Source organism: Streptomyces clavuligerus (genome assembly GCF_005519465.1).
GTDB lineage: Bacteria > Actinomycetota > Actinomycetes > Streptomycetales > Streptomycetaceae > Streptomyces > Streptomyces clavuligerus.
Window position 1 is genome coordinate 847,277 of record NZ_CP027859.1, and the last position, 12,533, is coordinate 859,809.

Sequence of the window (12,533 nt, forward strand, 5' to 3'; positions counted from 1 at the left end):
ACCGTTCACACATCCGCGAGCGCGGGCAGCACATCGCGTCCCAGCAGGCCCACGGTGCGCATGGCCGCGCGCTGCGCGATGTCCCCGAACCGCACGTGGAGGCTGACCTCGGCGCCGGGGTACCGCTCGGCGACGAGCCGCAGGGCGTCGCGGGCGTCGGCGGGCGAGCCGACGACGACATGACCCGCGTCGAGCAGATCCGTGAAGGAGGTGGCCCGTACGGCGGCCTCCATCTTCTCGTACCCCGGGTACTGGTCGGAGCGGACCCCGCGCCAGGAGGCGTACGCGGCGAGCTGCTTGCTCCGGTAGTCGTCGAAGTGCCGTTCGGCCTCGTGCAGCGCCTCGGAGCGCTCGGGGGCGAGATAGGCGTGGTAGCTGACGTGGAGCCGGCCGGGGCCGGGGTGGCCATGGGCGGCGCGGGCTTCGTGGTACAGCTTCAGCAGTTCCTGGAGCCGCTGGTGGGAGGCGACGATGGGGATGACCATGAGGTGGTAGCCGCGTTCACCGGCCCAGACGAACGAGTCCTCGGAGACGGTCGCGGCGACATAGACCGGGGGGCAGGGGAGCTGGGCCGGGCGGGGCAGCAGCGGGGGCAGCGGTCCGAAGCGGTGGAACGTCCCGTCCCAGCGGAAGTCGCTGTCGGTCCACAGCCGTACGACGGCGTCGACGCCTTCGCGCATCCGCTCCTTGCTCTGGTCCATCGGCACCTCGAAGGCGTCGAACTCGGTCGGGAGGAAGGCCCGTCCGAAACCGGCGTCGAGCCGTCCGCCGGAGAGGTTGTCGAGCAGGGCGAGCGAGGCGGCCAGCTTGACCGGGTGGCTGAACGCCGGGACACAGGCGCCGGTCACCAGCCGTACCCGGGTGGTGCGGGCGGCGACGGCGGAGAGGAGGGCGATGGGGTCGGGGCTGTAGCCGCCCCAGGGGTGGAAGTAGTGCTCCACGGCCTTGACGTGGGAGAACCCCAGCCGGTCGGCCGCGCCGCACAGATGGAGACAGTCCGCGTAGTACTCGGCCGCCGGGACCTCGTCCGGGCCGAGGGTGGGGAGGAAGTTGAGCCCGATCCTCATGAGCGGACGTCCAGGGAGTGGCAGAGGTTGAGGAACTGCCGGTCGGCATACTCCTGTTTGCTGAGCATCGCGCCGGTCTCGCGGGCGATGGCGTCGGGGATGCGGTGCGGGGTGCCGACGGACTCGGCGAGGAGCTGTACGTCGGCGGCGCGTTCCATGGCGACATGGAGCCAGGCGGCCTCGCCGATGGACCGGCCGCCGGTGACCCAGCCATGGCTCTGGAGGATGACCGCCGAGCCGTCGCCCAGGGTCTGCGCGATCTCCTTGCCCTCGTCCCGGTCGGTCACGGGTCCGCCGAAGCGGGGGTAGACGCTGTGCCGTCCGAAGAGCAGACAGGCGTCCTGGGTGATCGGGTCGAGCGGGCGGCCGAGGGTGGACCACGCCTTGCCGAGCCGGGAGTGGGTGTGCGCGAAGGCGGTGAGGTCGGGCCGTGCGCGGTGGAGTTCGCCGTGCAGCGCGTCCACGGAGGGGTTGAGGGTGCCGTGCCCCTCGGCGACCCGGCCCACGGGGTCGATCAGCAGCAGGTCCTCGGCGCGGACCCGGGTGAAGTCGACCCCGAGGGGGTTGACCCAGTAGTGGTCGGGGCTCGTGGGGTCGACGGCGCTGAAGTAGCCCGCCAGGCCGTGTCCGTAGCCCAGCGCGCCGAACAGCCGGATCGCGGAGACGAGCCGTTCCTTGACGAGCTGCGTCTCGACGCGTTGTGTCTCGACGCGCGGGGCGGGGGGCGTGGCGGTGCTCATCGGCTGTCGGCCTCCGATCGGTGACTGCGTGGGGTACGGCTCTACGGCTGTACGGGATACGGCCGTGCGGCTGTCGGGTCGTGCGGGTGGGCGCGGCTGCGGCGCGGACGGCGGACAGATACGCGCGGGCGCGCGCCGGTCGTCGGGCAGGCGACCGGCGCGCCGTGTGCGAGTGGGGCGGACCGACGCGGATGTGGACGCCTCCGCGTGGGCGGCTGTACGGGGCGGGTCAGGCGTCCGGCGGCGCCGCGTCGTAGACGCAGCGGAATCCCACCTCGTTGTGCCGGTCGGTCAGCAGGTCCTTGCCCCGGTAGTAGGTGGTGAGGCAGACCGGCGGCGAGGTCCAGGTGCCCCCCTTCAGCACATGGAACGCCTCGGGCCGGTTCATGAACTCCACCCCGGTCCTCCCCTTGAAGAAAGGCGCCATGTCCTGGCGGGTGAAGAAGTTGGTCCGGGTGATCTCCCAGACGTTCCCCGCCATGTTGAGCGCCCCGTACGGGCTCGCTCCCCGGGGGTGGGCGTCGGCGGGCACCACGGGCTCCGGCGGCCAGACAAGCGAGGTCCGCACGAGCAGCGCCTCCAGCTCGTCCAGGTCGCGAGGGTTCTCGCCCGGGTAGGCGCTCTCGACGCTGCGGGCCAGCTCCGTGTCCCAGGTGTCGCCCCAGGGGTAGCGGCGGCCGTCCGTGCCGCGCGCGGCCTTCTCCCACTCGTCCTCGGAGGGCAGCCTTCCGCCCGCCCAGCGCGCGAAGGCGTAGGTGTCGTACCAGTCGACGCCGACCACGGGGAACGAGGGGTCGTCGAAACGGGGGTCGCGCCAGTGGGCCGGGGTGTGGTCCTTGCCGTCGGGCTGGTCGGGGTGGGCCCAGCGCTCGGCGCCGCCGCTCCGGACGGCATCGAGGAAGCGCCCGTACCGCTCGTTGGTCACGGCCGTGCGGTCGATGTGGAACGAGGGCAGCTCCACGACTCTGAGCGGGTTGTCGGCGTCGTCCATCTGGAACGGGCCCACCTCGTCGATGCGCGCTCCGGCGATCGAGGGGCCGCCGGGGACCAGGACGGCGTCGCTGAGGTCGGGCTCCACCCGGGCGGAGGCCACCTGGGCGCGTAACCCGGCGAAGTGCTCGTCCTCCAGGCGGCGCAGCTCCTCGGGGTCCCGGGAGCCGAAGATGCCCCACAGGGCGCGCTTGGTCAGCGCGGCGCCGCAGCCGACGGGCTTGCGGGCGTAGGCGGGGCGGCTGAAGTTGCTGGGCCAGCCGGAGATGCGGATCAGATGGGCGGCGGCTTCCGGCAGCCGCAGGGAGTGGACCGCGTTGATGGCCGTGAAGGCGACCCAGTCGACGTCGTCGTGGGTGGCCGCGCAGATGGCCTGCCGGGCCTCGGGCGAGTCGGCGAAGCGGGCGGCCAGGGCGTCGACGCAGATCCGCCGTACGTTCCAGTCGGCGTGGCGGCCGGTTCCCCGGCACAGCTCGGCCTCCAGCTCCGGGGTGGGGGGCTGCCCGGTCACCTCCTTCTCCAGGACGGACAGGCGGTGCGCGTACGCCTCGTTGTCGAGGGAGGCGAGTGCGGGTGCGTCTGGCAGCTCGTAGTGCACGGTGTGGTCCTGTCTCCTTCTTCTTTCGCCCTCGTGCGGGCGGCCCCTGCGCAGGGGCCGTGAGTGCGGCCCGGTCTGCGGGGAGGGGCGGTGGGGGCCGCGGGCGCCGATCGGGGGACGGCGCCCGCGGCCTGCCGGGCCGGGGCTGCGGGCCGAATCGCCCGGGCCCCGGTCCGGTGTCAGCGTGGGCGACGCGTCACCACTTGGTGGCAGCCTCGCCGGCCTCGCGAGAGCCCAGGAAGTCCTCGGCAGTCATGGCGGATCACCTCCTTCCGTTGTTGGTGGACGGACAGGGGGCAGGGGGCGTGGTCCCGCTGTACGGGGACCTGACCGGACCGGCTCCGGCGGAGCCGTCCGGAACCCGCCGGATCAGAACGGGCGGCTCTCCGCGTCCGGGTAGCAGAGCTCGAAGCGGCGCTTGACCAGCTCCGCCTCCTGCTGGTGGATCTCGACGAGCTGAGCCACCGCGTCCCGTCCGACGCCCAGCAGGTCGGCCGCGGCCTCGATCTGCTCCAGCTCACCCGGAGCGAGGACGCCGTCGGCCGCCGAGACGCGGATCGCGTCGTAGAGCAGACAGGCGCCGGACGCCCCCGCTCCCTCGGCCGCCCCGAGAACCTCCTTGAGGTCCCCGTCGCCCGAGTCGGTCTTCAACTCCTCGACCAGGTCCGCCGGGCCGTGCATACCGGCGATCAGACCGACGGCGTACTCACGCTCCTCGTCGGCCAGGTCCCCGTCACCCTTGGCGCAGATGAGCAGAGCCTTGCCGTAGGCATTGAAGTCGGCCACCTGGGGCGCGTTCTTGAAGCCCCAGTAGCTCTGGAAGATCCAGCGAAGACCGATCTCGGCCGCGGTTTCCTGAGCGATCGACACGCAAACCACCTCCTGACATCGCGCTGGGCCCCCATGCGGTTGGGGCCCAGCGATCACCAGAAGATACCTTCAGTAGCTATACGTGATCTGACAGTAACGGTTCTTCGTTCAAATGACCCTATTCTTATGCAGAAATGATTACTTCACGCCATCACGTCCTGAACTGGTTCACCTCGCGGGGATAAAGGGACGATCGGGGGCGCAACGAGCACAATGACCGGTGGACGAGTGGTGGCCGGCCGACAGCCAGCTCGGCGGGGGCGCGGCCGGAGGGAACGATCCTGGGGCGGGGGCCAAGGGATGCCGAACGACATGGCTGACGGGTCGGATCCGACCGCGCGCTTTCTCGCGCGGTACGACGCGGTGCTGCGGAAGTGGCCCGTACCGGTGCGCGCTGTCGAGGTGCCGTCCCGTTACGGAACCACCCGGGTCCATGTCTGCGGCCCAGCGGACGGCACTCCGCTGGTACTGCTGCCGGGCGGTGGGGACACCTCGGCGGTCTGGCATGTCAACGCGGGTGAACTGGCCCGCGAGCACCGGGTGTACGCCGTCGACCTCATGGGCGACTTCGGGCGGAGCACGCACAGCGGGGCACCGCTGCGCGGCACCGCCGACCTCCTGGACTGGCTGGATACGCTCATGGACGCGCTGGGGCTGGACAGGGCGCGGCTGTGCGGCCACTCCTACGGCGCCTGGATCGCGCTGAACTACGCGCTCCGGTCACCGGACCGGGTCGGCGGTCTCGCGCTGCTCGACCCGATCAACTGTTTCACCCGGGCGAGCACCCGCTATCTGCTGCGGGCCCTGCCGCTGCTGCTGCGGCCGTCGCCGGAACGGATTCTCGCCTTCCAGCGGTGGGAGACGGGGCTGCCGGTGACGGACCCCGTGTGGCGGGCCTTTCTGGAGGGCACCGCGTGGGCGCGGCGGTCGAAGGTCCTGCCCATGCGGCGCCCGGGGGCCGAGGCCCTGCGGGCGTGCGCCGTGCCCTGTCTGGTGGTGCTGGCCGGGGAGAGCAAGGCGCACGACGCGCGACGGACGGGCGCCGCCGTACCCGCGCTCATGCCCCGGGCCGAGGTCGTCGTCCTGCCGGATGTGTCGCACCACTCACTGCCGCTCGCGCCGTCGGCCGGGCGGCTGCTGGTGGAGTTCTGGCGGAGCCGCTGAGGGAACGGGCCTTTTCGGCGGGAATGGCCCCGTCCGGCGGCAACGACCGGCCGCCGGGGCCCGCGGGCCGGGACCCGGCGGCCCCTCAGCCGCCCGCGCCGGTCAGCCGCCCGCGGTCGTCAGCCGGAGCTGGGCCTCCGCCTCCGGGGCCAGGCCGAGCCGCTGGAGCGTACGGCCGTACAGCAGCCGCGCGTACATGTCGTCCGGCCACTCGTCCACGAGCGGCTCCAGAACCGTCCGGGCCCGGTTGAGCTGGGCGGACGCGAAGTAGGCGCGGGCCGCGAGCGTGCGCACCCCCCGGTCGTCGGGGAAGTCCGCGAGCAGCGGTGCGAGGAGGGTCAGCGCGCCCAGTGCGTCCCGCTGCTCCAGCAGGGACTCGGCCCAGCGCATCCGGACGGCCTCGGCCGGGGGCTCCGCGCGGGGTGTGTGGCCGTCGAGGAACTCCCCGATCGCCCCGGGTGACTGCGCGCCCGCCAGCGCCCGTTCGCCGACGACGAAGGACGGGGAGGTGCGCACCCCGCGGGCCCTGCCTTCGAGCAGCAGTTCGCGGACGAGCCGTTCACCAGCGTTGGTCTCCAGCAGCCGCGGGCCCTCGGGGAAACCGGCCCGGACGGCGATCCCGCCGAGGACGGCGCGGGAGCCGATGTCGCGGCCCTCCAGGAAGTGCGCGCGCAGCACCCCCTCGGCCACCGCGTCCTGTGCCGCCGCGCCCGCGTGGTCGAGCGTGAGCGCGAGGAGCCGGTGGGCGTCGTGGCTGCTGACGCGCCAGTGGGCGCCCCAGCGCGGGCCCAGGCCCTCCGCCGCCGCGACCCGGGAGACCCTGACCCGGTTCTGGGCCGGGGTCAGCCCGGGGGCGCAGGCGCGCAGCGCCTCGTCCATGAGCGGGTCGCGCAGGGCCTCGTCCAGCGGGACGGCCGCGGCGGGGGCGGTGGGGTCGATGCGGAACGGCCGCCAGACCACCTCGGCGGGTTCGCCTCCGGCCGTGCCCCGGTCGGCGCGGGCCGCGAGGGCCTGCTCCAGACGGCGCTTGCCGATGAAAGCCCAGGGGCAGACGACGTCCGCCCAGATCTCGATTCGCATGCCGCAAGAGTAGGCAACATCTGTCGTGTAGACAACACTTGTTGCCTAAATGGTCGGCGGAGTGCGCCTCTTCCGTACCCTGAGTCCCATACGTCCTCCAGACCACGGACCGACCGCTGCCCACGACCATGACCACGATCACGACTACGACTACGGGAGCAACGCGCGTGCATCAGCTCAGCCAGGACGACATCACTGCCGCAGCCGAACGGGTGTCGGGGCGGGTGCGGCCCGTACTGCTCACTCCGTGGGAAGAGTTCGCGGAGCCCGACAGGGGGGACGACGGGGGGATCTGGCTGGCGCTGGAGTTCCTTCAGCACACCGGGTCGTTCAAGGACCGGGGCGCGCTCAACTTCCTCCGGGCCCACCAGGAGGCCGGTGCGCTGCCCGAGGCCGGGGTGACGATCGCGTCCGGCGGGAACGCCGGTCTCGCGTGCGCGTGGGCCGCCCGTGAACAGGGCGTGCGCGCCACCGTGTTCGTCCCGGTCGGCGCACCGGAGGTGAAGGTGCGGCGGCTGCGCGGGCTCGGCGCCGAGGTCCGCCAGGTGGGAACGGAGTACGCGGAGGCCCTGGCGGCCTGCGAGGAGTACGCGGCGAGCAGCGGGGCCCTCGCCTCCCACGCGTACGACCATCCGCTGGTCGCCGCCGGGGCGGGCACACTGCTGGAGGAGATCCACCGGCAGCTCCCGGACCTGGACACGGTGGTCGTCGCGGTCGGCGGCGGCGGTCTGTTCGCCGGGGTGGCCACCGCGGCCGTGCACCGCGGTATCCGTGCGGTGGGCGTCGAGCCGGAGCACTCCCGGGCCCTGCACGCCGCGATCGGGGCGGGGCGGCCGGTCGATGTGCCCGTGCGCTCGGTCGCGGCGGACTCGCTGGGTGCCCGCCGCAGCACCGCGATGGCCGTGGCGGCCGCCCGGCAGGAGGGCGCCTCGTGCGTCCTCGTGCCCGACGAGGAGATCGTCCGTGCCCGGCGGTCGCTGTGGGAGCGGCGGCGGATCGCCGTCGAACACGGCGCGGCCACCGCGCTCGCCGCGCTGACCGCCGCCGGAGCCGGAACCGGGACCGGAGCCGGGTCGGCGGGAGCGGGCCACGGCTACCGTCCCGGCCCCGGCGAGAAGGTGTGCGTCGTGCTCTGCGGGGCCAACACGGACCCCTCGGATCTGTGATCGGACGACGGTGCCGACGCTGTACGGGGCCGGGCAGTCGGTGGCCTTGAGGATCGCACCGCCGCCCCGGACCAGCGGACAGCCGAACCGAACCCCGTCGACTCGCCCTTGACGAGCCACTGTTCCTCGAAGGTGACCGGAACGAGGAACGAGGAACGGCGGTACGGCGGCGGAACGGCGGCAGAACGGCGACGAGGGCTGTGAGGAAGCCGCGCCCGCCCGGCCACGCCTTCCCCGCGAGCGGTTCCGTGCCGTGGCACCGTGGGACCCGACCCGGGCACCGGCCGGCCGCCCGCCGAGTGAGGCGGGCGGCCGGCCGCGTTCCCGCCAGGAGAGACCACCAGGAGAGGGGTGCCCGCGATGGCCGAGGGCGACAGGCTGTGGACGGTCCACGACGGTGAACGGATCGACGTCCCCGCCACCGTCGCGGGCATCCGTGACGCGCTGCCGGACGAGCAGCGGGAGCGTTTCGTGGCGGAGGTCCTCGCGGCGAACGTCCTCACCGTCGAGCACGTCGTACGGGACTGGATCGTGCGGATCGCGTCCGAGCCGGGCGACGAGGACGTCTTCGCCCGGCTCCGGGCGGAGGACCAGGGGGCCGCGTGAACCGCTACCGGATCGCGTACGCCTCGGTGGCCGAAGCGGTGCTGCGGCAGATGAACGCGCCGGGTGACTTCCGGGCCGCGATGGAACGGACCCTGGGCCGGGACCCGTACGGCCACCGGTCCCGGGCCGTCAACGGGGAGAAGGACCGAAGACAGGCCGTGGTCGCCGGTGCACTCGTCGTCTACTACGTGAGCCAGACCGTGCTGCGGGTGACGGCCGTTCGTCTCATTCCGCCGCCGTGAGGCCGTGGGCCCGGGCACCGGCACTCGCACGGGCACGGGCACGGGCACGGGCACGGGCATGGATGGAAGCCGATGCGGACCGGAACGGCGGTGCGCTGCGGACCGTGGATTTCCACGATGGTCACACGGCGGCGCGGGGCGGAAGCTGAACTCACAGCCCGCACCCGCCAAACGGGTCCACGCCGGAACGACCACCCCGCAGAAGGGCCTCTCCCATGGTGACCGAACGCATGCGGGCCGCCGCCGTCACGGTCACCGCCGTCGCGCTGCTCCCGCTCGCGGGCCCGGCCTCGGCCGTCGCCCCGGCGTATGAACAGACGGTCCTGAACGACTCGTGCGGTGTGGGGAACGAGGGCGGCAGGGCGCGGCTCCACGGCGCCCGTTCCGGCTCGGTCGGCGATGACGACTATGTCGCGCTCTACAACAGAAACCCCCACCAGGCGGGCCCCTACGGCTACCTCGGCGGGGCCTGGCAGTGGACCGCCAAGGGCGACTACACCACCGACCACGGCATGGACGGCGGCGCCCGGTACTGGTGTGCTCGCGTCGGCTACGACGGCGACGGCGAACAGCACGTCATCCTCACCACTCGTGGACCGTTCACCTGACGGTTTCCGCCGGGCGACCGTCCGGGCGGAATCCACCACCGGCCGGACGCCCCCACGCGTCAGAAACCCCGGACCGGTGGTGGTCCTGGTGTCTGCCCGCCGCAGTGAGCCGCTGCGGCGGGCAGACATGTATCGGGTGCCCTCAACGGCCGGTGGTCGCGGCGCCCACGGCGAGCCGGGTCGCGAGCTGGGTGCGCCGGGTCACCCCCAGCTTGCGGTACGCCTTCGTCAGATGGGACTCGACGGTACGGCGGGCCAGGTGCAGGCTGGCGCAGATCTGGTCGTTGGTCAGGCCCTGGACGGCCAGTTCCACGATCCGGCGCTCCGCCGAGGTGAGTTCGTCGACCGGCAGGAGGGCGGGAGAGGGGTCGGTGCGGCGGCACGGGCGGCCGGACTCGGACGCGCGGAGGGCGGCGTCGACGAGGGCGACGAGGCGCGGGGTGAGCGGCCCGGCGCCCGTCGACAGGACATCGGTCGCGGGGCCGGGCGCGGCGGGGAGGAGGGTGCGGGCGAGCCCTTGGGCGTCGCGCAGCGTCTCGCGGCCCTTGCGGCGCCGGCCGGAGACGATCTGTGCCCGTCCGAGGTCGGTCAGGGTCTCGATCAGCTCCGTCGGCGCCGGGGCGGTGCCCAGGACGCGCGCGGCCTCCTCCAGTGTCTCCAGCCGTTCCCGCCCGCCGAGGGTCAGTGCGCGGGCGCGCAGGGCGGTGCCGATGTGGCGGGGCGTGCCCCAGGCGTGGGCGTAGCGGAGTCCTTCGTCGGCGAGGGCACGGGCCTCGGTGTGCCGGGAGAGGTGGGCGAGGGCGATGGCGGCGCCCGAGCGCCAGGGCTGGCCCACGGGGTTGACGAAGCCTCGGACCGCGTGCCGTTCGCCGCATCTGCGGTAGGCGGTGAGTGCCTGCTGCCACTCCCCGCTGTCGAGGTGGATACGGGCCCGGGTGTGGAGGACTTCCTCCCACTCCCAGGAGACGCCGGGCTCGTCGAAGGCGCCGAGCGCGTCGAGGTGGCGGTGAGCCAGGTCGGTACGGCCCAGTTCGTGCCAGGCGTGCGCGGTCAGGGCGCGGAGATAGGGCAGTCGGACGGCGGGGTCGCGGACCCCGTCCAGGAGCGGGGTCAGCCGGTCGACGAGGTGCCGGAACCGGCCGAGTTTCCGTTCCACGGTGGCGTGGACGGTGAACAGGTGCAGATGGGCCTGGCTGGTGAGGTCCAGGGCCACCGGCAGGGCGGGCAGCGCGGGGAGTTCACGGGCGAGCAGGCCGCGCGCCTCGTCGAGGTGGTCGGCCCATTCGAGGACGGCGGCGGCCCCGGCGGTGAACGCGGTGCGCAGCCGGGGGTGCACGGGGGCGTGGAGGCGGGCGGTGACGCGCTGGACGGCGGTGTGCGCGTCGATCCTTCCGGTGCCGCCCTCGTGGATGGTGAGCAGGGCGCAGACGAGGGGTTCGACGGATTCGGGCGCGTGGGGGGCCAGGGTGCGCATCTCGTCGGCGGCGTGGTGCCAGGTGCGGGCGTCCTGGCTGGCGAGCGCGGCGACGCCGACCCTGACGACGGCGGTGAGCTGTTCGTCGTCGATGGTGCGGCCGGTGTCCTCCAGGACCCGGATGGCGGTGTCGACGTGTCCCTGCGCGGCGAGTGCTCCGCTCAGGGCCTCGGAGACGGCGCAGGGGTCGTGGCAGTCGGCGCGTTGCAGGCTCTCGTGGAGTCGGCGGATGCCGCTCCGGGAGGAGTGGAGCATGTCGAGGGCGCTGAGGCGCAGGGTGAGGGAGCAGTGGCGGGCCGGGGCGACAGGTCCGCCGAGGGCGTGGCGCAGGATACGGGCGGCGTGGTCGGGCGCGCCTGTGCGCAGTGCGTGCTCGGCTGCTTCCTCCAGGGTGTGGACGATCCAGGGGGCGCCGGTCTGCGGGGTGTCCAGGAGGAGGGGGGCGATGTCGGACGCCGGTCCGCCGTGCCGGTAGAGGGCGTGGGCGACGCGGTGGCGCAGGAAGGGGAGTTCGTGGTGGTCGGCGGTGGCGAGGACGGCTTCGCGGACGGAGGGCAGGGCGAGCATGGGGGTCAGCTCGGCGAGGTGGCGGCGGGCGGCGGGGAGCCGGTCCGGGGGCAGGCCGGTGAGGGCGGCGGTGAAGTCGGTGGTGAGGGCGGGTTCCTGGTCTCCGGCGGCCGGGGGGTCGATGGTGCCCGGGGGCAGGAGGGCCAGGGCGAGGGCGAGGGGGCGGCGCTCCGGTGCCGCCGGGCTCCGCAGCCAGCGGGCGAGGGCCGTGCGGTAGGGTGTGCCGAGGGGGCCGCCGGGCCAGGAGCCGGACGGTCGGGGGCGGCGGGCGAGGGCGTCCAGCAGCAGGGGGTTGCCCGCTCCGGCGGCGAGCAGGTCGCGGTCCGCGCCGTCCATGCCCTTCTTGCCGTCCATGCCGTCCTTGCCACCCGTGCGGTCTGTGCCACCCGTGCCGTTCGGGCTGGTCGGGCTGGTCGGGCTGGTTCCGGAGCACAGGCGGAACAGATGGGCCGCGGCCCCGGGGCCGAGCGGGGACAGCGGCAGCGCGGTTCCGGTGTCGCCGCACAGCCGTGCGCCGAGATCGGCGCCGGGGGTGTCGGCGCCGGACGGGCGTGGGTCCGCGCAGGCGGTGAGCAGCAGGAGTACGGGGAGGTCCGCCAGCCGGTGGGAGAGATGGCCGAGCCAGCGGCGGGAGGGCGGATCGGCCAGGTCGGCGTCGTCGACGGCGAGCAGCAGGGGGCGCCGGGCCGCGAGCGCGGCGACATGTCCGGTGAGCCGGTGGAACAGGCGTTGTTCCACGGTGGGGCCCGTCTCGCCGAAGGGCAGCAGGACGCCCTCGGGGAAGAGGCCCCGCAGGAGGGAGAACGCGAAGCCCGCCTCCTGCGGGACGGCGCGGGTGCTCAGGATCTGCATCCGGCCAGGGGGTCCGGCGGCTGCCCCGCCAGGTGCCTCGCCCTGCGTCGCCCCGGCGGGTGTCCGGCCGTGTGGCCCGCCGTACGCCGGCCCGTGATTCCGGTTCCGGTCCCGGCTCTCGTTCCGGTTCCGGTTTTGCGTGGGGGCCGTGCGGGTCGCCGTGGCCGGTGCCGTTCCCCGGCGGTCCGTGGCCGTCTCCCGCCGGAGGATCTCCGTGAGGAGCGCCGACCGTCCCGCGCCGACGTCCCCGTACAGCAGCAGCCATCGGCCGCGCCCGGCCAGGGCGGCCGTGGCGGAACGTTCCCCCTCGTCCAGGGCGCTGTCCCGTCCCGCTCCTAACGGCAAGTGCATGGTGTGCCTTCCATGGGTCCCGTCATCGATATCCTTCGTCCGATATCCGAACAGCCTCCCGTTGCGGAGCGCCGGATAGAAGGACGGCATCGGAAGCGATCACGTTGCCACCAGGGAGAAAAGAAAGAACGCGGAACTCCTCCTCCCCATGGGCTCGT

At 73.6% G+C, this 12,533-nt stretch carries 11 protein-coding genes; 5 read left to right on the top strand and 6 right to left on the bottom strand.

Annotated elements, in window-relative coordinates:
• Positions 1 to 5: 5 nt before the first annotated feature.
• The 4 genes from CRV15_RS31935 to CRV15_RS31950 form a co-directional block, all read right to left on the bottom strand.
• Positions 6 to 1,067 (bottom strand): LLM class flavin-dependent oxidoreductase, encoded by a 1,062-nt coding sequence (locus tag CRV15_RS31935; RefSeq protein ID WP_003963298.1) that lies wholly within the window; start codon positions 1,065 to 1,067, stop codon positions 6 to 8.
• Positions 1,064 to 1,807 (bottom strand): class II aldolase/adducin family protein, encoded by a 744-nt coding sequence (locus CRV15_RS31940; RefSeq protein WP_003963299.1) that lies wholly within the window; start codon positions 1,805 to 1,807, stop codon positions 1,064 to 1,066. Before CRV15_RS31940 ends, CRV15_RS31935 begins: the two co-directional genes overlap by 4 nt.
• A gap of 229 nt (positions 1,808 to 2,036) precedes the next feature.
• Positions 2,037 to 3,395, bottom strand: coding sequence for an SUMF1/EgtB/PvdO family nonheme iron enzyme (locus tag CRV15_RS31945; RefSeq protein WP_003963300.1), 1,359 nt, complete (start codon positions 3,393 to 3,395; stop codon positions 2,037 to 2,039).
• Positions 3,396 to 3,764: 369 nt separating this feature from the next.
• Positions 3,765 to 4,265 (bottom strand): tellurite resistance TerB family protein, encoded by a 501-nt coding sequence (locus CRV15_RS31950; RefSeq protein WP_003953143.1) that lies wholly within the window; start codon positions 4,263 to 4,265, stop codon positions 3,765 to 3,767.
• 300 nt (positions 4,266 to 4,565) lie between these two features.
• On the opposite strand from CRV15_RS31950, the gene CRV15_RS31955 reads away from it, so the two are divergent.
• Positions 4,566 to 5,429: an alpha/beta fold hydrolase gene (locus tag CRV15_RS31955; RefSeq protein WP_003953142.1), complete on the top strand. Its 864-nt coding sequence runs from the start codon at positions 4,566 to 4,568 to the stop codon at positions 5,427 to 5,429.
• 102 nt (positions 5,430 to 5,531) lie between these two features.
• Here the strand turns inward: CRV15_RS31955 and CRV15_RS31960 are convergent, their stop codons facing one another.
• Positions 5,532 to 6,509, bottom strand: a complete 978-nt coding sequence (locus tag CRV15_RS31960) for a DsbA family oxidoreductase (protein WP_003953141.1) — start codon at positions 6,507 to 6,509, stop codon at positions 5,532 to 5,534.
• A 128-nt stretch (positions 6,510 to 6,637) separates the two neighbouring features.
• Between CRV15_RS31960 and CRV15_RS31965 the strand changes: the two genes are divergently transcribed.
• The 4 genes from CRV15_RS31965 to CRV15_RS31980 all read left to right on the top strand — a co-directional run bounded on the left by CRV15_RS31965 (position 6,638) and on the right by CRV15_RS31980 (position 9,131).
• A complete protein-coding gene (locus tag CRV15_RS31965; protein ID WP_003963303.1) occupies positions 6,638 to 7,675 on the top strand; it encodes a threonine/serine dehydratase in 1,038 nt (345 codons plus the stop codon).
• Positions 7,676 to 8,035: 360 nt separating this feature from the next.
• Entirely contained in the window at positions 8,036 to 8,281 is a 246-nt protein-coding gene (locus tag CRV15_RS31970) for a hypothetical protein (protein WP_003963304.1), read from the top strand.
• On the top strand, positions 8,278 to 8,523 hold the full coding sequence (locus tag CRV15_RS31975; protein WP_003953138.1) for a hypothetical protein: 246 nt from the start codon (positions 8,278 to 8,280) through the stop codon (positions 8,521 to 8,523). Before CRV15_RS31970 ends, CRV15_RS31975 begins: the two co-directional genes overlap by 4 nt.
• A gap of 215 nt (positions 8,524 to 8,738) precedes the next feature.
• Positions 8,739 to 9,131 (top strand): hypothetical protein, encoded by a 393-nt coding sequence (locus tag CRV15_RS31980; RefSeq protein ID WP_003953136.1) that lies wholly within the window; start codon positions 8,739 to 8,741, stop codon positions 9,129 to 9,131.
• A 142-nt stretch (positions 9,132 to 9,273) separates the two neighbouring features.
• On the opposite strand, the gene CRV15_RS37600 is transcribed toward CRV15_RS31980, so the two are convergent.
• A complete protein-coding gene (locus CRV15_RS37600; RefSeq protein ID WP_003963305.1) occupies positions 9,274 to 12,465 on the bottom strand; it encodes a helix-turn-helix transcriptional regulator in 3,192 nt (1,063 codons plus the stop codon).
• Positions 12,466 to 12,533 lie beyond the last annotated feature (68 nt).